At 60.2% G+C, this 23,289-nt stretch carries 20 protein-coding genes and 1 tRNA gene; 8 read left to right on the top strand and 13 right to left on the bottom strand.

What is annotated here, in order from left to right:
• The first annotated feature begins 20 nt into the window (after positions 1-20).
• On the top strand, positions 21-554 hold the full coding sequence (locus AB4N73_RS09070) for a hypothetical protein (RefSeq protein ID WP_016774826.1): 534 nt from the start codon (positions 21-23) through the stop codon (positions 552-554).
• Positions 555-787: 233 nt separating this feature from the next.
• Here the strand turns inward: AB4N73_RS09070 and AB4N73_RS09065 are convergent, their stop codons facing one another.
• The 5 genes from AB4N73_RS09065 to AB4N73_RS09045 all read right to left on the bottom strand — a co-directional run bounded on the left by AB4N73_RS09065 (position 788) and on the right by AB4N73_RS09045 (position 5,593).
• A complete protein-coding gene (locus AB4N73_RS09065) occupies positions 788-1,081 on the bottom strand; it encodes a hypothetical protein (RefSeq protein ID WP_039761510.1) in 294 nt (97 codons plus the stop codon).
• A 184-nt stretch (positions 1,082-1,265) separates the two neighbouring features.
• Complete coding sequence (locus AB4N73_RS09060) at positions 1,266-2,609, bottom strand: cation:proton antiporter (RefSeq protein ID WP_252886258.1); 1,344 nt, start codon at positions 2,607-2,609, stop codon at positions 1,266-1,268.
• A 42-nt stretch (positions 2,610-2,651) separates the two neighbouring features.
• Positions 2,652-3,263 (bottom strand): Yip1 family protein, encoded by a 612-nt coding sequence (locus AB4N73_RS09055; RefSeq protein ID WP_056786193.1) that lies wholly within the window; start codon positions 3,261-3,263, stop codon positions 2,652-2,654.
• Between the two features lie 87 nt (positions 3,264-3,350).
• Entirely contained in the window at positions 3,351-4,208 is an 858-nt protein-coding gene (locus AB4N73_RS09050; RefSeq protein WP_016774822.1) for a glucose 1-dehydrogenase, read from the bottom strand.
• A 230-nt stretch (positions 4,209-4,438) separates the two neighbouring features.
• On the bottom strand, positions 4,439-5,593 hold the full coding sequence (locus tag AB4N73_RS09045) for a MalY/PatB family protein (RefSeq protein ID WP_353188570.1): 1,155 nt from the start codon (positions 5,591-5,593) through the stop codon (positions 4,439-4,441).
• A gap of 318 nt (positions 5,594-5,911) precedes the next feature.
• Here AB4N73_RS09045 and fdnG point away from each other — a divergent pair, with 318 nt between their 5' ends.
• The 7 genes from fdnG (at position 5,912) to AB4N73_RS09010 (ending at position 15,580) form a co-directional block, all read left to right on the top strand.
• Positions 5,912-8,977 carry a formate dehydrogenase-N subunit alpha gene (gene fdnG / locus AB4N73_RS09040; protein ID WP_315435092.1) on the top strand — a complete coding sequence of 1,022 codons (3,066 nt, stop codon included), beginning with the start codon at positions 5,912-5,914 and terminating at the stop codon, positions 8,975-8,977.
• Positions 8,978-9,913 (top strand): formate dehydrogenase subunit beta, encoded by a 936-nt coding sequence (gene fdxH / locus AB4N73_RS09035; RefSeq protein WP_353188567.1) that lies wholly within the window; start codon positions 8,978-8,980, stop codon positions 9,911-9,913.
• On the top strand, positions 9,910-10,575 hold the full coding sequence (locus AB4N73_RS09030; protein ID WP_041480299.1) for a formate dehydrogenase subunit gamma: 666 nt from the start codon (positions 9,910-9,912) through the stop codon (positions 10,573-10,575). The genes fdxH and AB4N73_RS09030 overlap by 4 nt, the downstream gene beginning before the upstream one ends.
• A gap of 3 nt (positions 10,576-10,578) precedes the next feature.
• Positions 10,579-11,505 carry a formate dehydrogenase accessory protein FdhE gene (gene fdhE, locus AB4N73_RS09025; protein WP_460143293.1) on the top strand — a complete coding sequence of 309 codons (927 nt, stop codon included), beginning with the start codon at positions 10,579-10,581 and terminating at the stop codon, positions 11,503-11,505.
• Positions 11,506-12,153: 648 nt separating this feature from the next.
• Positions 12,154-13,566, top strand: a complete 1,413-nt coding sequence (selA, locus tag AB4N73_RS09020; protein WP_460143292.1) for an L-seryl-tRNA(Sec) selenium transferase — start codon at positions 12,154-12,156, stop codon at positions 13,564-13,566.
• The gene (gene selB / locus AB4N73_RS09015) at positions 13,563-15,479 is read left to right on the top strand and encodes a selenocysteine-specific translation elongation factor (RefSeq protein WP_460143584.1); all 1,917 of its coding nucleotides are present in this window, start codon (positions 13,563-13,565) and stop codon (positions 15,477-15,479) included. Before selA ends, selB begins: the two co-directional genes overlap by 4 nt.
• Before the next feature lie 5 nt (positions 15,480-15,484).
• A tRNA-Sec gene (locus tag AB4N73_RS09010) sits at positions 15,485-15,580 on the top strand.
• Positions 15,581-15,657: 77 nt separating this feature from the next.
• On the opposite strand, the gene AB4N73_RS09005 is transcribed toward AB4N73_RS09010, so the two are convergent.
• The 8 genes from AB4N73_RS09005 to AB4N73_RS08970 form a co-directional block, all read right to left on the bottom strand.
• Positions 15,658-17,895 carry a hypothetical protein gene (locus AB4N73_RS09005; RefSeq protein ID WP_460143291.1) on the bottom strand — a complete coding sequence of 746 codons (2,238 nt, stop codon included), beginning with the start codon at positions 17,893-17,895 and terminating at the stop codon, positions 15,658-15,660.
• Between the two features lie 340 nt (positions 17,896-18,235).
• The gene (locus tag AB4N73_RS09000; protein ID WP_016770737.1) at positions 18,236-18,526 is read right to left on the bottom strand and encodes a type II toxin-antitoxin system RelE/ParE family toxin; all 291 of its coding nucleotides are present in this window, start codon (positions 18,524-18,526) and stop codon (positions 18,236-18,238) included.
• Positions 18,519-18,764, bottom strand: coding sequence for a type II toxin-antitoxin system ParD family antitoxin (locus tag AB4N73_RS08995; protein WP_016770738.1), 246 nt, complete (start codon positions 18,762-18,764; stop codon positions 18,519-18,521). Before AB4N73_RS08995 ends, AB4N73_RS09000 begins: the two co-directional genes overlap by 8 nt.
• A 340-nt stretch (positions 18,765-19,104) precedes the next feature.
• A complete protein-coding gene (locus AB4N73_RS08990; RefSeq protein ID WP_073476221.1) occupies positions 19,105-19,464 on the bottom strand; it encodes a DUF6124 family protein in 360 nt (119 codons plus the stop codon).
• 458 nt (positions 19,465-19,922) lie between these two features.
• Positions 19,923-20,432 (bottom strand): hypothetical protein, encoded by a 510-nt coding sequence (locus tag AB4N73_RS08985; protein ID WP_256584154.1) that lies wholly within the window; start codon positions 20,430-20,432, stop codon positions 19,923-19,925.
• Positions 20,433-20,440: 8 nt separating this feature from the next.
• Entirely contained in the window at positions 20,441-20,956 is a 516-nt protein-coding gene (locus tag AB4N73_RS08980) for a hypothetical protein (RefSeq protein ID WP_460143290.1), read from the bottom strand.
• The gene (locus AB4N73_RS08975; RefSeq protein ID WP_056786867.1) at positions 20,953-21,606 is read right to left on the bottom strand and encodes a hypothetical protein; all 654 of its coding nucleotides are present in this window, start codon (positions 21,604-21,606) and stop codon (positions 20,953-20,955) included. Before AB4N73_RS08975 ends, AB4N73_RS08980 begins: the two co-directional genes overlap by 4 nt.
• A 302-nt stretch (positions 21,607-21,908) precedes the next feature.
• Positions 21,909-23,204, bottom strand: a complete 1,296-nt coding sequence (locus AB4N73_RS08970; protein WP_460143289.1) for an OprD family porin — start codon at positions 23,202-23,204, stop codon at positions 21,909-21,911.
• Positions 23,205-23,289: the final 85 nt, after the last annotated feature.

Raw genomic sequence — 23,289 nt, 5'->3', positions numbered from 1 at the left:
ACTTTTGGAGGGCACGTCTCTTGTCTCGCATATTGACCCAGCCAAGCGCTGTTGAAGAAGCCTTGGCCGAGCACGACGCCAAGATGTTTGGCTCACCCAAGGAGCGGCTGGATTTCTATCGCCGGGAAATCCAGTACGAAACCAGCATCCTCGCCAACCGCACAGACGCCTACCTGGCGGCGCAGTCGTTTCTGGTGATCGCTTTCGCCTCGTGCATGGCCAACCTAAATCCCGAGTGGGGCAAGATGTTCACTCTTGTCGTGCCGCCGTTTCTGGCGCTGCTTGGCGTGCTCAGTTCGCTGAATGCCTGGCCGGGGATTCGTGCGGCGTACGACATCATCGATCACTGGCACTTCAAACAGAGCCAGTTGCTGCACAGCGAGCCGGTGATGGGCGCGGCGTATGACGAGTCTCCACTGTTCAGCGAAATGGAATCGAGCCACAAGGGCTATCGCAAGTCGCTGCTGTTCTCAGTGCGCACGCCTTGGATTTTTGCGACGTTCTGGGTGATGTTGGGGGTGTATGCGGTGTTTATTCAGGTGACCAATCCTTGAGGTGGATTGGTCGGGGGCAGGGGACAGGTGCTGGATTTTGTGGTGTCTGTGAGATCTTACCCCCTCACCCCAGCCCTCTCCCCAAGGGGGCGAGGGGGAAAGGGAGCAGATCTTCATGCTTTTCAAAATCTACATTCGGCGCGGTATGCCAGGTCGGTGTAGCACGTGAGAACACCTCGGTCAGTCCCCTCTCCCTCGGGGAGAGGGCTAGGGTGAGGGGCTTTTGACTTTTATCACGCGGTTTCCAGCTCACGCCGCGGCGTAACAGCATTCTGCACCGCTGCCGGAATCGGCGGAAAATCCTCATTCAGCACACACAGATGATCAATCGCATCTTCAAATTTCGCATCGGCTTTCTTGCGCAGTGCCCGGTATTGCTCAAAGCGTTCGAAGTCGGTCGGGGTCTGTTCCAGCAGCGCGTTGGCCGCTCGGTTCAGTTCGTGGGCTTCTTCGAACAGTTGACGATTGCGTTCCAGAGCCAGTGCTCTGCAAGCCTTGATTTGCGCAGGAGTCGAGCATTCGTTCATGACTGTGACCTTGTTTGTGTCGGGGTTCCGTTTGATAGGCTGTTCACCGCAGGGGAACCGAACCTGCCGGGTCGCGCTGGATGGTTGGCGCGGTTAAAGGTGTGACCCTTGGGTCGCGCCCGGCGATCCATTTTTTTGTAGAAAAATCTTCGATGATTTTCGTCAAAGCGCAGCGGTTGAAGAATCAGCTTTTTCGTTGCTTCAGACTTTCATAGCGCGCCAGCATCGGCTGTGTGCTGATGCCATGCAGCAGGATACTCAGGGCCACCACCGACAACGTGATGTCGGTACAGACCTTGGCCACGTCGGAATCGAGGCCATGGTTCAGGGCGAAGAACAGATAGAACAGGCTGCCGATGCCACGAATGCCAAACCAGCCGATCAACAAACGCTGCGGCCCGCTGAGCAGATTGCCCCACGGCATCAGCGCCACGCTCAGCGGTCGGATCAGACAGAACAGCACGGCGCCGATCCACAACGCCCGCCAGTCCCAATGCGCAATCAGCACGACGCCGAGCAGGGTCACCAGAAACACTTCCATCGCCCGCTCGACCAGACTGCCGAATGCGAGCATGTCGCCCATCATGATTCCCGCCGCGACCTGGCTGTCTTCCAACTGCTCCGTGTCGCCGTGCACGGCGTTCTGTGGTTCGACGTTCTGATGACCGACCACCGGCTGCACCAGATGCTCGGCAGGTGCCTGGGTGATGCCCGTGGATTTGACTTCCTCCTGACGCAGACCCAGGCCAGCAGCGAAGACCGCAAGAAAGCCGTAGCCGCCAATGGCGTCGGCCACCACGTAGGACAGTGCGATCAGCGCGAGGGTCAGGTAATCGTTCGGGCCGAGGGTGCTGTCCTCGTTGTGAATGCGTAGTAACAGAGCGATGCGGCCAATGCCGCGCCCCATCCAGTAACCGGTGAGCAAACCCGCCGGCACCGCCCACAACAGACTGCGAAGCACCCAGTGCTGCCATTCGCCAGCGCTGCCGTCACCGTGCAGCAACAGCAGACCGAGAATCACGAAAGGGAAAGCCACGCCATCATTGAGCCCGGCTTCACCGGAGAGGCCGAAGCGCACGCTGTCGACGTCCTGCGCATCATTGACCTGCACCAGTGCGGCGAGCACCGGGTCGGTCGGGGCCAGAATCGCGCCGATCAGCAACGACGGTCCCCACGGCAATTGCAGGCCCCAATGCAATAGCAGGCACACGCCGATAATCGTCAGAATCATTACCGGCCCGGCCAGACCAAAAGCGATACGCCAGGTCTTGTGGGCCAACGGCAACCGCAGCTTCAGACCGCAGACGAACAAGGAAAAGAGCACCGCGACTTCAGTCAGGTGCTCCATCCACAATGATGATTCTTCCAGCGGCAATTGCAGCAGGTCGAGGCCGCTGGGGCCGATGGCGATGCCGAGCAGCAGGCACACCGCCGAGGTGGTGACCGGCATCCAGCGCAACCAAGACGACGTCAGGGCCAGCGTCAGCAGCACGGCGCCGAGCACCGCGACCCATACGCCGAAACTCATGACCGCTCACTTCGGTGAATTCTCAAGGACAGGCGCACCGGGTCAGCTCACGGTCGTGCGCAGGTACTCGGGGATGAGCACGTTGAACCACAGCAGAATCATCGACACCAGCATGGTCACCAGCACCAGCAGGCCGACGCCCCACACGCACGCCGAATACAACAGGCCTTGCTCCTTGCGCTCATGCATGAAGGTCGGCAGGCCGACGAACAGCAAAAACGTCGAATAGATTGACGCCGCGCCGAGCACCAGAATCGCCAGCCAGCGGCTCGGGTACAGCCCGGCGATCCCGGCGAGGAAAAACGGCGTCACCGTGTAAGCGGCAAAACCGATGCATTGATTCAGCGTTGGCCGCGCGTCAAATGAACGCGACATCCATCTGATAAACCCGCCGATAACCGCCACACCGGCGACAATCGTCACGTACAGCAGCACGCTCAACTGCAGGGCGCTGGCCGTGCTCAGGCGCACGTTCTCACCCGCGGCGAGGCTCCAACCGACTTGAGTGGTGCCGATGAACAGGCACACGGCCGGAATCAACGCGAGCAGCAGCAAATGCGCGAGGTAGTGGCGGGGATGGGTTTCTTCTTCGCGGCGGATATCGGTCCAGGCGAAGTTGGGTTGGGTGAAGAGTCTGACGAGGGGGGCGGACATGACAACCTCCTGTTCCAGTTGGCCCGTAGGCGCTTAAAGGTATGGAGAGATGCCATGCCGCTCGGGTTCAGTTTTTCTGCTGCACGGTTACAGCATCGGTTTGCCGCCGGTCACGCCGTAGCGCTGGCCGGTGATATAGCTGGCTTCGTCGGAGGCCAGCAGCACGTAAATCGGTGCGACTTCCACCGGTTGGCCCGGACGGCCGAGCGGGGTGCTGCCGCCGAAGTTCTGTACTTCTTCGTCGGGCATGGTCGAGACGATCAGCGGCGTCCAGATCGGGCCAGGGGCGACGCTGTTGACGCGAATTTCCTTCGGCCCGAGCATCTGCGCCAGGCCACCGGTGAAATTGGCGATTGCGCCTTTGGTGGTGGCGTACGCCAGCAGAGTCGGCTTGGGCATGTCCGAGTTGACCGAGCTGGTGTTGATAATCGACGAACCGGGGCGCATGTGTTTGATCGCCGCCTGGCAGATCCTGAACATGGCAGTGATATTCACGTCGAAGGTCATCACCCATTCGTCATCGGGGATTTCTTCGAAGTTTTCGTGGGTCATCTGGAACGCGGCGTTGTTGACCAGAATGTCGATGCGGCCAAAGCGCTCGACGGTCTTGTCGACCAGCGCCTGGCACTGAGCCTTCTCGGCGATATCGCCCGGCAGCAGGATGCACTGACGCCCGGCCTGCTCGACCCAGCGTGCGGTTTCCTTGGCGTCTTCGTGTTCATTCAGGTAAGCCACGGCGACGTCGGCGCCTTCACGGGCGAAGGCAATCGCCACCGCGCGACCAATGCCGCTGTCGGCACCGGTGATCAACGCAATCTTGCCGGCGAGGCGGCCGGAACCGACGTAACTTTGCTCGCCGCAGTCTGGATACGGTTCCATCTTGCGTTGCGAGCCGGGCACCGGTTGGGCTTGTTTCGGGAAGGGTGGTTTTGGATAGTCAGTCATCGCAGGGTCTCCTGATTTCAAGTCCAGTGTTCCGGGTTGACCCGGTGGCTTTGCCTTGAGTTCGATCGGATTTGCGCTGGATTCTGGTTGGCGATGCAAAACCAATGTGGGAGCGAGCCTGCTCGCGAAAGCGGTCTGTCAGACGATAAATATGTCGACTGACACTGCGCTTTCGCGAGCAGGCTCGCTCCCACAGGGGATCACTTACAAAGGGGAATCTCGGGGCAGGATCAGAGATTGCGGTTAGCCAAAGCCCGCTCCATCCGCGCAATCCCTTCTTCGAGCAACGCCCTCGGGCAACCGAAGTTCAAGCGCACGAACTGCTGATGCCGGTCGCCAAAATCGAGCCCGGCACTCAGGCCGACCTTGCCCTGTTCGAGGAAGAACCGCTGCGGATCCGGCAGGTCCAGCGCGGTGCAATCGAGCCACGCCAGATACGTGCCCTGCGGCACATTGATGGTCACGCCCGGCAACCGCGTGCGTACGGCGTTCACCAGCCAGTCGCGGTTGGCCTGCAGGTAGATTTTCAATTCCGCGAGCCAAGGCCCGGCTTCGCTGTAGGCGACGCGGGTGGCTTCCATGCCCAGCGGGTTGACGCTGTCGACCATGCCGCAGCGGGCGTGGTTGACGCGTTCACGCAGCGCGGCGTCCTGAATGATCATGAACGAGGTCTTCAGACCGGCGATGTTGTAGGCCTTGCTCGCCGACATCAGGGTGATCGTGCGTTTGGAAATTTCCGGACTCAGCGATGCGGTGGGAATGTGCACGCGGCCGTCGAAGCACAGTTCGGCGTGAATTTCGTCGGAGATGATCCACGCGTCCTGCGCTGCGCAGATGTCCGCGACTGCCTGCAATTCTTCGCGGGCGAAGACCTTGCCGATCGGGTTGTGCGGGTTGCTCAACAGCAGGGCGCCGCCGCCTTTCAGTGACTCGCGCAGTGCGTCCAATGGCGTGGCGTAAGTGCCATCGGCCTGGGCTTCGAATTGCAGCTCGACCTTGTTCAGGCCCCAATGCCCCGGCGCATGGCGCAGCGGCGGATAGTTCGGCACTTGCACGACGACATTCTGCTGCGCCTGGACCAACGCCTTGAGCGCCATGTTGAAGCCCGATTCCACGCCCGGCAGGAAAATCAGCTCCTGCGGTTTGACCTGCCATGCGTACTTGTTCCACAGGTCGGCGACGATGGCGTCGCGCAGGTTGTCCTGGGCCACGCTGTAACCGAGCAGCGGGTGCAGCAGGCGCTGTTGCAAGGCTTGAACGATGACCGGCGGCGCGGCGAAATCCATGTCAGCGACCCACATCGGCAACACATCGGCCGGGTAGCGGCTCCACTTGGTACTGCCAGTGTGGTGGCGGTCGAACAGCTGATCAAAATCGAAAGTCATGCGCGGTCTCGTCGAGGCGGGTTTGGTTCTGCCGGACATTCTATGCGCAACGCGACCTGTGTGGGAGCGAGCCTGCTCGCGAATACGTCGGGTCAGGCAGCATCGAGTTGGATGACCCAGCGCTTTCGCGAGCAGGCTCGCTCCCACAGGGGGGTGTGCACTGGCTGGAAATCCGGGCCAGACACCCGACGGTCGGTTTTCACACAATCGGCAAGGTCTTTGTCTACAGTGAAAAAGTCGGCGTCAAGGCGTCGCAACCGTGATTGTCCAGATAAAGCCCGGCGCAAGTACCGGGTTCCACCTGATCAGGAGTGCACGATGGATCTCAGCCGTCGTCAGTTCTTCAAGGTCGCCGGTATCGGCCTTGCAGGCTCAAGCCTGGGCGCGTTGGGCATGGCCCCGACGGCGGCCTTCGCCGAGCAGGTGCGTCACTTCAAGCTCGCCCACACCCGTGAAACCCGCAACACCTGCCCGTATTGCTCGGTCGGTTGCGGTTTGATCATGTACAGCCAGGGCGATGCCGGCAAGAACGTGGCGCAAAACATCATTCACATCGAAGGCGATGCCGACCACCCGGTCAATCGCGGCACGCTGTGCCCGAAAGGCGCGGGCCTGCTCGACTTCATTCACAGCCCCGGCCGCTTGCAGTACCCGCAAGTGCGCAAGCCCGGCAGCAATGAATGGACGCGCATCGGCTGGGACGAAGCCCTCGATCGCATCGCCGACCTGATGAAGGCCGACCGCGACGCCAACTTCATCGAGAAAAATGCCAACGGGCAAACGGTGAATCGCTGGCTGACCACCGGTTTTCTCGCGGCATCGGCGGCATCCAACGAAGCCGGCTACATCACTCAGAAGGTGATTCGCAGCCTCGGTCTGCTGGGGTTCGATAACCAGGCGCGTGTCTGACACGGCCCGACGGTGGCAAGTCTTGCCCCGACGTACGGCCGTGGTGCCATGACCAACACCTGGACCGATATCGCCAACGCGAATCTGATCCTGGTGATGGGTGGCAACGCAGCAGAAGCGCATCCGTGCGGCTTCAAATGGGTGACCGAGGCCAAGGCGCACAACGCCGCGCGGCTGATCGTGGTTGACCCGCGTTTTACCCGGACCGCTTCGGTGGCCGACTATTACGCGCCGATCCGCACCGGTACCGACATCGCCTTCATGGGCGGATTGATCAATTACCTGCTGACCGAGGACAAGATCCAGCACGAATACGTGCGCAATTACACCGACGTGTCGTTCATCGTCAAAGCCGGCTATGGCTTCGAAGACGGCCTGTTCAGCGGCTATGACGCGGAAAAACGCAGCTATACCGACAAGTCCGGCTGGGGTTACGAATTCGCCGAGGACGGTTTCGTCCGCGTCGACCCGACCCTGCAAGACCCGCGCTGCGTCTATCAACTGATGAAGCAGCATTACAGCCGCTACAACATCGACCTGGCCAGCCAGATCTGCGGCATGCCGGTCGACGCGATGCAGAAAATCTGGGAAGAGATCGCCACCTGCTCGACACCGGGCAAGACCATGACGATTCTCTACGCGCTCGGCTGGACGCAGCACTCGATTGGCGCGCAGATCATTCGCAGCGCGGCGATGGTGCAATTGCTGCTGGGCAACGTCGGCATGCCCGGCGGTGGCGTCAATGCGCTGCGCGGGCACTCGAACATCCAGGGTCTGACCGATCTCGGCCTGCTGTCCAACGCCTTGCCCGGCTACCTCACGCTGCCCAGCGACAGCGAGCAGGACTATGGCCAGTTCATCTTCAAACGCACACAGGTTCCGCTCAGACCGGGGCAGCTTTCGTACTGGCAGAACTACAGCAAATTCCACGTCAGCCTGATGAAATCCTGGTACGGCGCCAATGCCACCGCCGAGAACAACTGGCTGTTCGATCATTTGCCGAAGCTCGACATCCCCAACTACGACGTGCTGAAAATGTTCGATCTGATGAGCCAGGGCAAGGTCAACGGCTACTTTTGCCAAGGCTTCAATCCGATCGCTGCGTTACCGGACAAGAACCGCGTGATGGGCGCATTGGCCAAGCTCAAGTGGCTGGTGGTAATGGACCCGCTGGCCACGGAGACCTCGGAGTTCTGGCAGAACGTCGGGCCGTACAACGATGTGAAAACCGCCGAAATCCAGACCGAAGTCATTCGCCTGCCGACCACCTGTTTTGCCGAGGAAGACGGCTCGCTGGTCAACAGCAGCCGCTGGCTGCAATGGCACTGGAAAGGCGCCGACGGCCCCGGCGAAGCGCAGACTGACATTCGCATCATGAGCGAACTGTTCCTGCGCCTGCGCCAGCGTTATCAGACCGAAGGCGGCAAGTTTCCTGATCCGCTGCTGAAACTGTCGTGGCCGTACAAGATCCCCGACGAGCCTTCGCCGGAAGAACTGGCGCGGGAAATCAACGGCACCGCTGTCAGCGATTTCACCGATGCCAGCGGCGTCACGGTCAAGGCCGGTACGCAACTGGCAGGCTTCGGTTTGCTCAAGGATGACGGCAGCACCGCGTCCGGTTGCTGGATTTTCGCCGGCAGCTGGACCGAGGCCGGCAACCAGATGGCCCGGCGCGATAACGCCGACCCGTTCGGCATGCACCAGCATCAGGGCTGGGCGTGGGCGTGGCCGGCCAATCGGCGGATTCTCTACAACCGCGCCTCGGCGGACCCGGCGGGCAAACCGTGGGACCCGAAAAAGCGGCTGGTGTGGTGGAACGGCAAGACCTGGACCGGCACCGATGTGCCGGACTACAAGGCCGACGTGCCGCCGGAAGCCGGGATGAATCCGTTCATCATGAACCCCGAAGGCGTGGCCCGGTTCTTCGCCGTCGACAAGATGAACGAAGGCCCATTCCCTGAGCACTACGAGCCGTTCGAAACGCCGATCGGCATCAACCCGCTGCACCCGCAAAACAAGAAGGCCACCAGCAACCCGGCGGCGCGGATCTTCGATTCGGTCTGGGAAACCCTCGGCGAAGCCAAGGACTTCCCGTACGCCGGCACCAGCTACCGGCTTACCGAGCACTTCCACTTCTGGAGCAAACACTGCAAGTTGAATGCGATTGCTCAGCCCGAGCAGTTCGTGGAAATCGGTGAGGTGCTGGCGAACGAGAAGGGCATCGCTGCCGGTGATCGCGTGCGTGTCAGCTGCAAGCGCGGGTTTATCGAAGCGGTGGCGGTGGTGACGAAAAGGATCCGGCCGCTGCAGGTCAACGGCCAGGTCGTGCATCAGATCGGCATCCCGCTGCACTGGGGTTTCACCGGCCTGACGCGCCACGGTTACCTGACCAACACCCTGGTGCCGTTCCTCGGCGATGGCAACACTCAGACCCCGGAATCCAAGTCATTCCTGGTCAACGTGGAGAAACTGTAAATGGCCAGCCAAGACATCATTGCCCGCTCGGCCACCACCACCGTGCCGCCGTCGGTAAGGACTCAGCAGGGCGTTGCCAAGCTGATCGACACGACCAAGTGCATCGGTTGCAAGGCCTGCCAGGTCGCCTGCTCGGAATGGAACGAGCTGCGCGACGAGGTCGGCCACAACCACGGCACCTACGACAATCCGCAGGACCTGACGGCGGATTCGTGGACGCTGATGCGCTTCACCGAGCACGAAACCGACGCCGGCAACCTCGAATGGCTGATCCGCAAGGACGGCTGTATGCACTGCGCCGAGCCCGGTTGTCTGGCCGCGTGCCCGAGCCCCGGGGCGATCATTCAGCATGCCAACGGCATCGTCGATTTCGATCAGGACCACTGCATCGGTTGTGGCTATTGCATCACCGGTTGCCCGTTCAACATTCCGCGCATTTCGCAGAAGGATCACAAGGCCTACAAATGCACACTGTGTTCCGACCGGGTGGCGGTCGGGCTGGAGCCGGCCTGCGTGAAAACCTGCCCGACCGGCGCGATCGTCTTCGGCACCAAGGAAGACATGAAAGAACACGCCGCCGAACGCATCGTCGACCTGAAAAGCCGTGGCTTTGAAAACGCCGGTTTGTACGACCCGGCAGGCGTTGGTGGCACCCACGTGATGTACGTGCTGCATCACGCCGACACGCCAAAAATCTATGCAGGTTTGCCGGACCATCCGGCGATCAGTCCGCTGGTGGGCTTGTGGAAAGGCATCAGCAAACCCCTCGGCCTGTTGGCGATGGGTGCGGCGGTGCTGGCCGGGTTCTTCCACTACGTGCGCATCGGGCCGAATCGCGTCGAGGAGGATGAACATCCGACGCCACCCGACAACTCGGTGCACGTGGTCGATCCGACGGTGCACACCTTCGATCCACGCGGGGAGGAGCGGCCATGAGCAACAAGACGATCCTGCGTTACAGCGCCAACCAGCGCACCAATCACTGGCTGGTGGCGATCCTGTTTTTCATGGCCGGGTTGTCCGGGCTGGCGTTGTTTCATCCGTCGCTGTTCTGGCTCAGTAATCTGTTCGGCGGCGGCACCTGGACGCGGATTCTGCACCCGTACATGGGCATCGCCATGTTTGTGCTGTTCCTCGGCCTGGTGTTCAGCTTCTGGCGCACCAATTTCTTCATCGCCAATGACCGCCAGTGGCTGCGGCGGATCAACCGGGTGATGGTCAACGATGAGGAAAGCGTGCCGCCGGTGGGCAAGTACAACGCCGGGCAAAAGTTGCTGTTCTGGACTTTACTGCTGTGCATGCTCGCGTTGCTGTTCACCGGGCTGGTGATCTGGCGCGCGTGGTTCAGCGCGTACTTCGGCATCACCACGATCCGCTGGGCCATGCTGCTGCATGCGCTGGCTGGATTCGTGCTGGTGCTGAGCATCATCGTGCACATCTACGCCGGCTTGTGGATCAAGGGTTCGGTCGACGCCATGTTGCATGGCTGGGTCAGCCGGCCGTGGGCGAGAAAACACCATGAACTGTGGTACCGCGAGGTGACCCGCGACGAACAGCCTCGGGACGTGCCCGAGCGACCGCTGACAAAAAAGGGCTGACTTTTGCCAAGCATTCTCGAACCTGGGGAAATCGAGGCGGCGGCCAGTTCGCCGCCGTTTCTGTATCTGCCGCCACGTAACCTGTTTGTCCTGCGCGCTGAGCGCCTCGAGCGTCTGGCCGAGGGCAATGGGTTGGCGGATTATCTGCGGCTGATGGCCGGGTTGTGCCGGGCGCAGCAGCAGGTCTTCGACGATCCGCCGCTCACCGCGCCGTTTGATGCGCAGCGTTTCGAAGCCTGTCAGCAACACGGTCTGCCACCATTCGCGGCAGATACCTTGGTGCGCGAAGATGCCTGGCAGCCGTGGCTGGACGCCTTGCTGCAGCGCTGTGCGCCAGCGGATCAACCTGCAGTGATCGACGCGCTGGACACTCTGCGCGGGGCCAGTTCCGGCCAGTTGCGCGCGTGGGCGGTGGCGCTGGTCAGTGGGCAGTATTCGCTGGTGCCGGCGGCGCTGGTGCCGTTTCTCGGCGCCGCGCTGCAAACCGCCTGGAGCCACTGGCTGCTCAGTGTGCCAAATCTGCAACTCAAGCCTGGCGACAGCCTCAGCCAATGCCCGGCCTGTGGTTCGCCGGCCATGGCCGGGGTGATTCGCCATCGCGGCAAGCACAACGGTTTGCGCTATCTGGTGTGTTCGCTGTGCGCCTGCGAATGGCATGTGGTGCGGGTCAAGTGCGTGTATTGCGAGCAAAGCAAAGGCCTTGAGTATCTGAGCCAGGAAGACGACCGGCACAGCGCCGAACAGGCGCCGCTGCGCGCCGAAGTCTGCCCGAGTTGCAACAGCTACCTGAAATTGCTCTATCTGGAGAACGACGCCGAAGCCGAGGCGTTGTCGGCGGATCTCGGCAGTTTGCTGCTGGACATGCGTCTGGCCCAGGACGGCTATCAGCGTCTGGCGCCCAATCTGTTGCTGGCGCCGGGAGACGAATGACCAGAGCGAAACTGTGGAAGGGGGTGTGCTCCCACAGGTTTTGTGGTGACCAACAATGTTCATTCCACCCCGAATCCCTGTGGGAGCTGGCTTGCCAGCGATTGGTCGGCACATCCACCACCTTCTTTGACGGACCCACCGCAATCGCTGGCAAGCCAGCTCCCACAAGTCTATGTGCCGAATCACAAAGCCCGGTCAGCCCCGGATTTCCCTGTGGGAGCGAGCCTGCTCGCGAAGGCGTCGTTTCAGACACATCATCTTTGACTGACTTACCGCATTCGCGAGCAGGCTCGCTCCCACAGGTTTTTGTGGTGACCAACAATGTTCATTCCGCCCCGAATCCCTGTGGGAGCTGGCTTGCCAGCGATTCGGTCGGCACATCCACCGCCTTCTTTGACTGACCCACCGCAATCGCTGGCAAGCCAGCTCCCACAAGTCTATGTGCCGAATCACAAAGCCCGGTCAGCCCCGGATTTCTCTGTGGGAGCGAGCCTGCTCGCGAAGGCGTCAGGTCAGCCACATCCACACCAACTGACACACCGCATTCGCGAGCAGGCTAGCTCCGGCAGTGCGTCTACACTTCTGAAACCCTTTTGGGAGCAAGCTTGCTCTCAAAAGGGATTGTTTCAGTGAAATCAGGAGTGGCTGATGTCTTCCAGCGTTGCCCTGCGGTTGCCGTCCATTGATGGGTTGTTGCGTCATCCGGCGTGCGCGCCGTTGGCCGAGCGTTACGGCCGGGATTCGTTGCTGACTGGCCTGCGTCAGTTGCTTGATGAGCTGCGGCCCGGCGTATTGAGCGGGCAATTGGCGGCCGTGGAGATCGGCCCCGAAGTGCTCGCCGGCCGCGTCGGCGAACGCTTGGCGCAACAGCAGCGCAGTCAGGTCCGTCGGGTGTTCAATCTGACCGGCACGGTGCTGCACACCAATCTCGGCCGCGCCTTGCTGCCCGAAGAAGCCATTGAAGCGGTGGAGATGGCTGCACGCTATCCGCTCAATCTCGAGTTCGATCTGGCGAGCGGCAAGCGCGGTGATCGTGACGACCTGATCGAAGGCCTGATCCGCGAACTGACCGGCGCCGAAGCCGTGACCGTGGTCAACAACAATGCCGCTGCCGTGCTGCTCACGCTCAACAGCCTCGGCGCGCGCAAGGAAGGCATCATTTCCCGTGGCGAGCTGATCGAAATCGGCGGCGCTTTCCGCATCCCCGACATCATGGCCCGGGCCGGCGTGCGCCTGCACGAAGTCGGCACCACCAACCGCACCCATGCCCGGGATTACCAAGCGGCAATCGGTCCGCGCAGCGGTTTGATCATGCGCGTACATGCCAGCAACTACAGCATCGAAGGCTTCACCGCGCGGGTGGCGACTGCTGAACTGGCCGAGTTGGCGCACGCCCATGGCTTGCCGTTGCTGGAGGACCTGGGCAGCGGCAGTCTGCTCGACCTGACGCGCTGGGGGCTGCCGGCGGAACCGACCGTGCGGCAAGCGCTGCTCGATGGCGCTGACATCGTCACCTTCAGCGGCGACAAATTGCTCGGCGGGCCGCAGGCCGGGTTGATCGTCGGGCGCAAAGAACTGATCGCGAAGATCAAGAAGAATCCACTGAAGCGCGCACTGCGGGTCGACAAATTGACCTTGGCCGCGCTGGAGGCGGTGCTCGGTCTGTACCGCGATCCGGATCGCCTCGCCGAGCGTCTGCCGAGCCTGCGCCTGCTGACCCGGCCGCAAGCCGAGATTCATGCTCAGGCTCTGCGTTTGCAACCGTTGCTCGCCGATGTGTTGGGCGAGGTCTGGCAGGTCAGCGCTGTCGAGGTGCTGGGCATGATCGGCAGCGGCAGCCAACCGGTGGCGCGCTTGCCGAGTGCAGCGCTGTGTTGTCGCCCGCAAGTGTCCAGGCGCTGGCGCGGGCGCTATCTGCTCAATCTTGAAGCGGCGTTGCGCGGATTGCCGATCCCTGTGCTTGGGCGAATCGGCGACGATGCGCTGTGGCTGGATCTACGCCAGCTCGACGATGAGCCAGCGTGGCTGGCGCAGTTGCCGCAATTGCAGGTCGACCGGTGATCGTCGGCACGGCGGGGCACATCGACCACGGCAAGACCTCGCTGTTGCAGGCGCTGACCGGGCAAACCGGCGACCGCCGCCCGCAGGAGCGCGAACGCGGCATGACCATCGACCTCGGTTATCTCTACGCCGAACTCGCAGCGGGCGCCGGGCTGACCGGCTTCATCGACGTGCCCGGCCACGAAAAATTCACCCACAACATGCTCGCCGGCGCGCAGGGCATCGATCTGGTGTTGCTGGTGGTCGCGGCCGACGACGGCGTGATGCCGCAGACGCGAGAGCATCTGGCGATCGTCGAACTGCTCGGCATTCCCCGCGCGCTGGTGGCGATCACTAAATGCGACCGGGCGGGAGCGGGCAGGGTGGAAGAGGTGCAGCGTCAGGTGCTCGATTTGCTGGCGCCCGGGCCATTTGCTGATGCGCCGATTTTTACCGTGTCGAGCTTGAACGGGCAGGGCGTCGATGAGTTGCGCGCGGCGTTATTGCAGTCACACAACGAGGTGCAGGCGCGCGGTTGCGAAGGCGGCTTTCGTCTGGCGATTGATCGGGCGTTCAGCGTCGCGGGTGCGGGGATTGTGGTCACGGGCACGGCGCTATCGGGCACGGTTGCAGTGGGCGACAAACTGGTTCTGGCGCCTGCCGGCAAATCGGTGCGCATCCGTGGCCTGCACGCGCAAAACCAGGCCGCCGAACAGGCCTTCGCCGGCCAGCGCGTGGCGCTGAACCTCAGCGGCGAACGTCTGGAACTGACGCAGATCCACCGTGGCCAATGGCTGCTGGCGGACTGGCTGCACGCCCCGACCCAGCGCGTCGACATCGACTTTCAGCTGTTGCCGGGCGAGCGCACCTTTGAACATTTTCACCCGGTGCATCTGCACCTCGGCACCCAAGATGTCATCGCCCGCGTCGCTTTGCTACAAGGCCCGCGCCTGAGCCCCGGCGAGCGCATGTTCGCGCAACTGCTGATCAACGCGCCGGTGCACGCAATGAATGGCGATCGATTGATCCTGCGCGACGCCAGCGCCCAGCGAACCCTCGGCGGCGGCACAGTGCTCGACCCATTCGCTCCGGCGCGCCAACGCCGCAGCCCGGAACGCCTCGCGCAACTGCAAACCCTCGGCCTCAGCGTCAGCCTCGAACAGGCCCTGCCGGCACTGCTCAATCACAGCCCCGGCGGCCTCGACCCGCAACGCCTCGAACGCCAGTTCAACCGCCCGCGCCCGCAGTGGACGCTGGCAGAAAACATCCGCCTGATCGACACCCGCCAAGGTCCGCTGCTGTTCAACGTGCAGCGCTGGGGCCAGTTGAAATTCACTTTGCTCGAGCAACTGGCGCGATTCCACGAACAGGAACCCGACCAGATGGGGCCGGACCGTGATCGCCTGCGCCGCTTCAGCGCGCTGGCACTGGAACGCTCGACGTTCATCAGCCTGCTCGACGAACTGCTCAACGCCGGCTCGATCCGCGCCAGCGGCCCCTGGCTGCACCTGCCCGACCATCAGGTGCGCCTGAATGCCGACGACGAAATCCTCTGGCAGCAATTACAGCCGTTGTTCGAACAGGCCGGTTTCGACCCACCGTGGGTACGCGACGCCGCGAAAATGCTCGGCGAAGACGACGCCAGCGTCCGCCTGGTGCTGCGCAAACTCGCACGGCTGGGCCTGATGCACCAGGTGGTGCGCGACCTGTTTATCAGCGACATCGTCCTGCGGCAAATGGCGGCGCTACTGCTGAAACTCGCCGAAGAAAATCCGTCGATTCAAGTGACAACCTTCCGCGATGCGCTAGGCTTGGGACGCAAACGCTGTATTCAGTATCTGGAATATTTCGACCGACTCGGCCTGACCCGCCGCCTCGGCGAATCCCGCCAGATCCGCCCCGACAACGCGCTGGCTGACGCCTGCGGACCCTGAGTTCAGGAAGACAATCGCGCCCGGTGGCGCGGCCGGGCTTCAAACCCGGTTGGGGACGGCATCCGTTCCCGGGCAGGTTCGACTCCGGCTGTCTTCCGCCACCTGTAACGCATTCAAATTTTTTGTTCCTTAATGTTGGTCGTCGTGGTGCGACTGATAGTTCTGACTCGTATGTTATCTATCTCGCATAAGTTATTACTCTGTATGCTAAAACCCGGTGTGGGAATTCGACGTATGCAGGTGAGTCCAGATATAACCTGTATGCATAGTTTTTCCAAGCGCCATTGTTAGCTAAGTTAGGCCCATAAAGCGTTGCAATAGGCTGTTTGTCTTGCGTGTTGAGATAAATTGTGAATACACCGCTTCCGCCGCGATGATCGAAACTTAATTCGCAAGGCTCACCCTTTTTTCCATTGCTATATTGTTTGCGCAAAGTGATGAAGTATCCGCTCTGTACAGTTTTTGATCTTAGAAAAAAATCTTCATTTGTTTGAATTATGGTGCCTGCGCTTATCTCCCAGCCATTCAAGTTCGAATTTGTGAATGTCGTCAGGTCGTCAAATCCTTTGCTAATATTATAATTGCGTGTTGGAAGCCTGATTTTTCTGCCTGTTTCATTTCCATCGAAAATGATTTGAACCTCGACTTTCAAGGTCGAACCGTCCGCTATTAAAGCCAGCTTTTCTACAGGTACCGGATGTTTTAACCCTCCCAGATCTTCCGCCGTAACTTCTTTCCCTTTATAAGCCTCTTCAACAATTCCCGTACTGCCATCACTTTTGATTTCGGTATATGTCAGCCAAACTCTTTGCCCAACGGCAATCAACGGCCAAGCCGCCGTCCGCGTATGATCCGTCGGCAACAAATCCGCCGGATCCAGCACATCTCCCGTCACCCGATCAATCGCCGGAGTGGGTAATCCGGGATGGCCGTCGGCAATGTCCTGCACACCCAGTGTCAGTGGCAGGGAATCCCGTGTTTCAGATCCGGTTGTCTTGCTGTAATCCACAGTGACGTTCCTGCCGAAACTGTACGCAAGCACCTTGTTGTCCAGCGCAATCTCCTGCGTTCCCAGTGCTCTGACCACGTGAGGCGGCGAGGTATCGGAGCCATCGGCGGGAACGCCCGGGGCGGCGGTCCAGCGCACGACGAGTACATCATTGAGCTGAATGGAAGGATCGAAGACCAGGGCGGTCAGCGCATCTTTCGCTGCAAGCGGATCCAGGCTGTTGCCTGGTGCCTGTTTGATTATGGGCGCTACCAGATCCGGCGCCGCTTCGCCAATGATCTCGGCCTCAGCCGTTCCGGAATGACCAATGACGCTGCCCGCCGGCCGTTCCAGTTCAAACCGCACCTGCAAGCGTGCGCCGGAAGTCAGCTGATCGTTGGGTAGTTCCAGAATGCAGGGTTGCAGTACCCCGAACCTGTCGGTGATCACGCCCGGTTGAGTCGATTTCTCGGTCGCTTCGTTCAGTCGATAAAACGCCTTGACCGTGTCGCCCTTTTGAAAATGCGAGGTAGTGGGAGAAATGACGATCAATAGCGGCCGACCGTCGAGTTTTTCGAGGTCCACAAGCGCAGGATTGTCCATGTCATCGTCCGCAATTTCGCGCAAGAGTGGCTTGGGCAGAAATGTGCGCTCAAGATCAATGTTGGCAAAAATGAACTTCGACCAGCGGCTTTTGTGGGTCGGATTTTTCAGTTGATCAATCACGGTGTAGGAGAACGGACAGTTGTTGATACTGCCGATTTCTTTCAGCCTGTCGTAATCAATCAGCACCGAGAACGGCTTGCCGGCTTCTTCCGGCGTCACCCTGTGAGTGAAACGCTGGCGATTGATCTCGTATTCCACCGCATCGTAGGCTCGGCAATAAGGGTAATCGAACTTCAGGAGTACGCCTTTCTCAGCCTCATCCTTGTCAATCACCGCCGGATCGCCAAGCCGCTCTGGCAGGCTGATCATTAGTCCCGGGTGATCACCGGTGCCAGGCACATTGTTGCCGCCGGGTAAGTTGTCGTTGTAGAGCACCCACGTTTCGATGGATTCGCTGTCATTGCCGCTGATGGTTTTCAGCACGTATTTGATGACATTAATGATGCCGTCGCGAAATTCGCTCTGAAACACGGTAAAAGTCATTCGCTCGTTGACGACTGGCTGCGCATTGCCGCTCTGAACCCCGTTGACGTAGAGCCTGATGTCGACAAATTGGCCAATGTCCAGAGGCGGGTCGACCACCACTTGCACAGCCGGCGCGCGGACACCACTGCGTGTGACTTCTCCAAAAATCCCCAACGGCACGCCCAATACCGGCACGCCTTCCGGCGCCGGCGGGTCGCTGATAACCCCCTCGGTCGCCAGGTATATTTTCACGGGATGCAGTGTCATGACGTCGTTGTCGGATTGAGCATTGTCCATCGCACACCTTCCTGATGAGACGGCCAGGGAGGGCTGGCCGGGATGGAGATATCAGATACCGGGTGGGGGAAGTTGGCTACTGTCAGATCTGACAGTGGAGGGCGGATTTGCGACGGACGGTTGGTTTGTTTTCGACGATACGCTGCCCCTTGCCGGCGCACGACCAGAGGCGCGGCCGGGCTTCAAACCCGGTTGGGGACGGCATCCGTTCCCGGGCAGGTTCGACTCCGGCTGTCTTCCGCCAGTTTTCCAAAGCAAAGATCGCAGCCTTCGGCAGCTCCATCGATTTGTAGGAGCTGCCGAAGGCTGCGATCTTTTGATTTTCGGTGATACGAGAAGGTTAGAGATTACGCTGCGCTTCCATCCGGTCATGCAAAATTCTGATTATCGCGATCCCATAGGCGGTGATTCGAAAATAAATCACGTGACTCTCCACGCTGCAGCGTCGGTAACCGGGGCGGATCGCGTCGCATGCGGGTGCTGTTTTGGGACGATCAGCCAACTGCTCGAAAGACGCAGTCAGGATGTCGATGTAGCGATTGGCCTGATCCAAACCCCATTGTTGAGCTGTATAGGTCCAGATAGCCTCAAGATCCGCTTCGGCGGCGGGGGTAAGTCGGTATTCAGCCATGCGCCCTCAACATTCTCTTTTTGAAAGCATCAGCATCGAATGGCCGGGGGGCACCACTGGATTCTCCTTCTCGAAGGGCTGCGCGGACGGTTTCCAGTTCAGCGTTTCGCTCTTGCTCTCGACGGATCAAATCGCGGATATATTCGCTGTCGTTGGTGTAATGTCCCGCTTCTATTTGAGCTTTGATCCAATGGTCTTGCTGGTCAGTCACGGTTATGGTTTTTCTTACGGTAGCCATGGTCGGGCCTTTTGCGGATGGGGAGCTTTGCGCAAATTATCATACTAATGGTGCGCTAGCGAGTATGAGCCTAGCCGTTACAAGAACGAATCACAGCCTTCGGCAGCTCATGCGTATATCACTCGAACTGCCGCAGGCTGCATTTTCAGACCCGCAACCGAATCTGCTGCCCGAGCACATCCATCGGGTTAAATAATCCGTCCCTTTGTGATCGCGAGCAGGCTCGCTACCCCAGGTTCCTTCAGTGGTCGCAAAGTTTGCGTCCGACCAGGATCAATGTGGGAGCGAGCCTGCTCGCGAAGAGGCCGGCACGGGCATCGCATAACTCAGCCGGCCCGCATTACCCCGGCAATTCCAGATTATCCAGCACCCGATTCACCGCCAGTTCCCCGAGCATGATCAGCTGCGCAATCCCCATCAACGTTCGGCGTTGCGATGGCTTGACCAATCCGGCGAATTCCTGGGCGATGGTTTTGGCGGAGGCGAGGGTTTCGCAGGCATTGGCCAGCAAGTCTTCGTTTTTGGTGTCGGCGGTGACGGCATACATCGCGCGGGGGCTGAAGGGTGGCGGGGTAGAGCCGGGTGGGCAGAGGTAATGGTCGAGGGCGCGGTCGGCGGCTTGGTGAAGTTTTTTCGAATCGAGGGATTCGTAGGGGGAGGTGGGATCGGATTCTGGTGGGTTTGGTGTTGGTTTGATCATGGTGAAGCTCCTATTAGGTGGAGCCGTCAGGCACTGTCGCTAAACAGTGAGGTGGCGGCTGTACGCAGGTTAGCGAACCGGTTATAGGCACCCGGCAGACCCGAAGGTCTCCCACATACAGCCACCATGGCGCAGTCGCAGACATTGAACCCGCGACAAAGCATGGAACGCTGATGCACCTATTCAAGATCCGGGTCGCTAAACCCGATCGCTGATTCGTCAGCGACCGCACCACAATAGAACCCGCCCCCAAGGCGCACAAGCCGGCGGATTCTGGCTTGGCTGTAGGCAACGGCGCAAGGATTTGTAGCCTTGAGACCGTGTCTGGAGGTGTCTTTTAAACAGATTCGTTTAAATCAAAGAATTGCGCCGAACCTGATGGCCTCTTCGCGAGCAGGCTCGCTCCCACATTGCAATTCATTGCGCCGCAGTCCACCGCACCAGCCCAAAACCCAACCTTATGGCTGATACGGAATCAACTTGTCCCGGTCCATTTCAACCAACAACTGATCGAGCATCTGCCGTTTGTTCTCGACCCCGGGAATCGGCACATACCACGTCATCACGCTCCAGCCTTCGCGCGAGTAGTTGTAGGTTTTGAGCAGTTGGCCATCCTTGAAGACCGAGCCGCGCAGGTTGTCCTGGTAGTGGTAGGGCATCGGAAAGGTGAACAGGGTGAAGATGTTGACCAGCGCCAGCCAGTTGACCTTGCCGTCGCTGGGTTCGGTGATCAACAGGCTGTAGCCATTGCGGGTGTAACCGCCGTCGAGCATCGAGAACGCGCCGGTCTTTTTCAGGACGCTGACGGTTTCGCGCTGATGCTGCTCGTCGATGCGCGTATACGCCGGCCCCATGCCGAGCGTGACCGGCACGTAGGCCTGATCGGCATGGTAATCGAGCGGTTGCAAGGTGTTGGCGCAGCCGCCCAGCATCAGTGAGGCACAGAGCAGGCCGGCGACTTTTATCATCGCGCGGTTCATTGCGCGACTGCCGGGATCAGCCGGTCCTGCTGCACATCCTGCGCGAAGGCGCGGGCGATGCGGCCGAGGTTCTGTTCGCGCATCTCGCCGCCCTGATCCAGTAGCCAGACGTATTTTTGAGTGATGTTGCGATAGGTGTATTGCTTCAGTCGCTTGTCACCCTGGTACACGGTGAATTCGGTTTGCGTATCGAATTCGTTCGACAGCGGCAGCAAGAACAACGTCGCGGTGCTCAGCAGAATCACCGGAAACGGCGGCAGATGACGTTCCACATTGAGTTTGACCTGCACGTTGTACTCGTCAGCTTTACCGCTGCCGGTTTCGATGGTGCGGAACACACCGGTCTGACGCAGGTGGTTGCGCAGGCTGGAGCCATTTTCCGGATCATCGACCATAACGTGAATCGGCTGCAGATAATCCTGACCGTCCGTAAGCGTGCGCTCGGGCAAGGTGTTGGTCGCCGCGCAACCGGTCAACAGAACGGCGGCGGTGAGGGCGGTGATTTTTTTCATGGTTTGGCGTCCACGGCAATACCCGGAATGGGGCCGGTGAAGATGTAGGGCTGAGCACTGTTCAGGTCGAGTTTCAGCGGTTGCAGCGTTGGCAATCCTGGCGCCAGACGTTGCGCAATCAGCGCATCGCGGGCGTTCTGATCACTCCAGCGGAACGCGCAGAAACCGGCGGTCAGGCAGAACGAACGGAACTCGCCGATGTAATAGGCCTTGCCGGGTTCCAGGCGCATCGGCAGGTTGAACTTCTCCCGCGCTTCTCTCGAGGTGAAAACAGTGCCTAGCCCAGGTTGATAACGTGCGGAAAAGAACTGGAAATCATAGAACTCGTAATCGCCCGGCTTCAGGGGAAGCACGAATACGCTCGCTGCGCCGACACCGTCCTGAACATCCTGCGGCGTGGAGTAAGCGCCGGCCATTTTCCAGACGCCGGCCGCACCGTATTCGGAACCGCGTTTGCGGAAAAAGATTCGCTGGTTGTCAGCGGCTGATTGCTTGAGTGATTGCGGCCCGATTGAGCCAACGAGATAACTGACTGGCTCGCTTGCCTTGGGTTGCAAGGGTTCGCTGACCCAGGAAGCGCTTTCGGTAATGCAGCCGCTGAGCGTCGCGGCGAGCACGACGGCCGCTCCGAGTTTGAATAGCTGAAACATGTACATCCCTGAATCTGCTTGCGTTGATTGACTACAAACAGGAAGGTCAAATCAATGCCTTCCTGGCTTGGCTTTTTTCGCGGGTGCGCAGGATAAGGGAGGTAATGGCATTTGGCTAGCGTTGATGGCCGTGCTGCAAGGGTGGATTCGGCTACTGTTTGGATGGGAAACGCACCCCATGTAGGAGTGAGCCTGCTCGCGATGGCGTCCTTGCGAAAAATTGGTGTTGATTGACACACCGCCATCGCGAGCAGGCTCACTCCTACAGGGAGCCGTATTTCAGAAGGACGTGAGTGATTTTTTCAGAACCCAAGTGGGTACTGAACGACCACGTAAATCCGGTCAATGTCATCCCCCGCCTGTGCTTCGTTGGCGCGGTGGGTGACGTGCGACAGCTGCACCGACAGATCCTTCGCGGCGCCGGATTGCACGACATACTTCAGGTCGATATCGCGTTCCCAGTGTTTGCCGCCGCTGCCTTGTTGCGGTTGATAGTCGCCGCTGTCGGCGTCGAACGGGTTGTAGGCGCCGCCCTTGGGCGCGTGCGTACCGTCGATGTGGCTGCCGCTGACGTAGCGGGTCATGAAGTTCAGGCCGGGGATGCCGAAGGCGCCGAGGTCGAGGTCGTAGCGGGCTTGCCAGGAGCGTTCGTTGGCGCCGTTGAAGTCGGCGTATTTGATCGAGTTGGCGAGGTAGATCGAGTCGCCGCCGACGAAATCGAACGGCGTGTCGCCATTGATCCGCTGCCAGCCGAGCATCACCGCATGCGGGCCGAAGCTGTATTTGCCGGAGAGGCTGAAGGCGGTGTTGTCGATCTCGCCGGCCAATGCGCGGCCGGTGTCGCGGGTATGGTAGAGGTTGGCGTCGAGCAGCACGCCGGACTGTTTAAAATGCAGGTTGCCGTAATACTGATGCCAGGTGTCGCTCAGTTCTGAGGCATACAACGCGCCGCCGATCGGGCTTGAGCTGAACAGATCGGCACCGACGAAGCTGATGCCACCCGCTTCGGTGTTGGCGCCGTAACCGTAGAAATCGCCTTGGCCGGAAGAGCTGTCCTGATTCTTGAACGCGGTGAAGTGCCCGGCGACCAGATTGACGTTGTCGAGCTCGGCGCTGTTGAGCAAAAAGCCTGTGGCGTATTCCGGTTGCAGGCGTTTGTCGGAGGTGTCGAAGACCGGGGTTTCTACGGTCATTTCACCGAAGGCCAAAGTGGTGCGCGAGACCTTGAGCTTGAACGCACCGCCAGCGCTGGAATAGTCGTGTTCACTGCGACCATCGCTGTCGACCGGTAGCAGACCAGTACCGGAGTGGCCCTTGCCACCGTCGAGTTTCAGGCCGGCGAAAGCGTGGGCGTCAATGCCGAAACCGATTGTGCCCTCGGTGAAACCGGATGAGAAGTTGCCGATAAAGCCCTGTGCCCACTCCTGTTTGTAGTTTTTTCCGGAGGGCGTGGGCGAGCGGTAGTCGTTGCTGAGGTAGAAGTTGCGCAGCAGGACATCACTTTTGGCGTCGTCGAAAAAGCCGCTGGCATGGGCGGTGCCGGTCAGACCGCAGAGCATGGCAAGCAGGGTGAGGCGGGAGGGCGCGCGGTTGATCATGGTCAGTGCCGGTGGTGATTCGAATGGCGCTGATGATCGAAGATTGGGAACAAAGAGGATTGGGTTGATGTGCTGAGTTGGCAGC

It is taken from the genome of Pseudomonas sp. S3_B08 (assembly GCF_054667725.1).
This window is presented reverse-complemented; position numbering and strand designations above follow the sequence as displayed.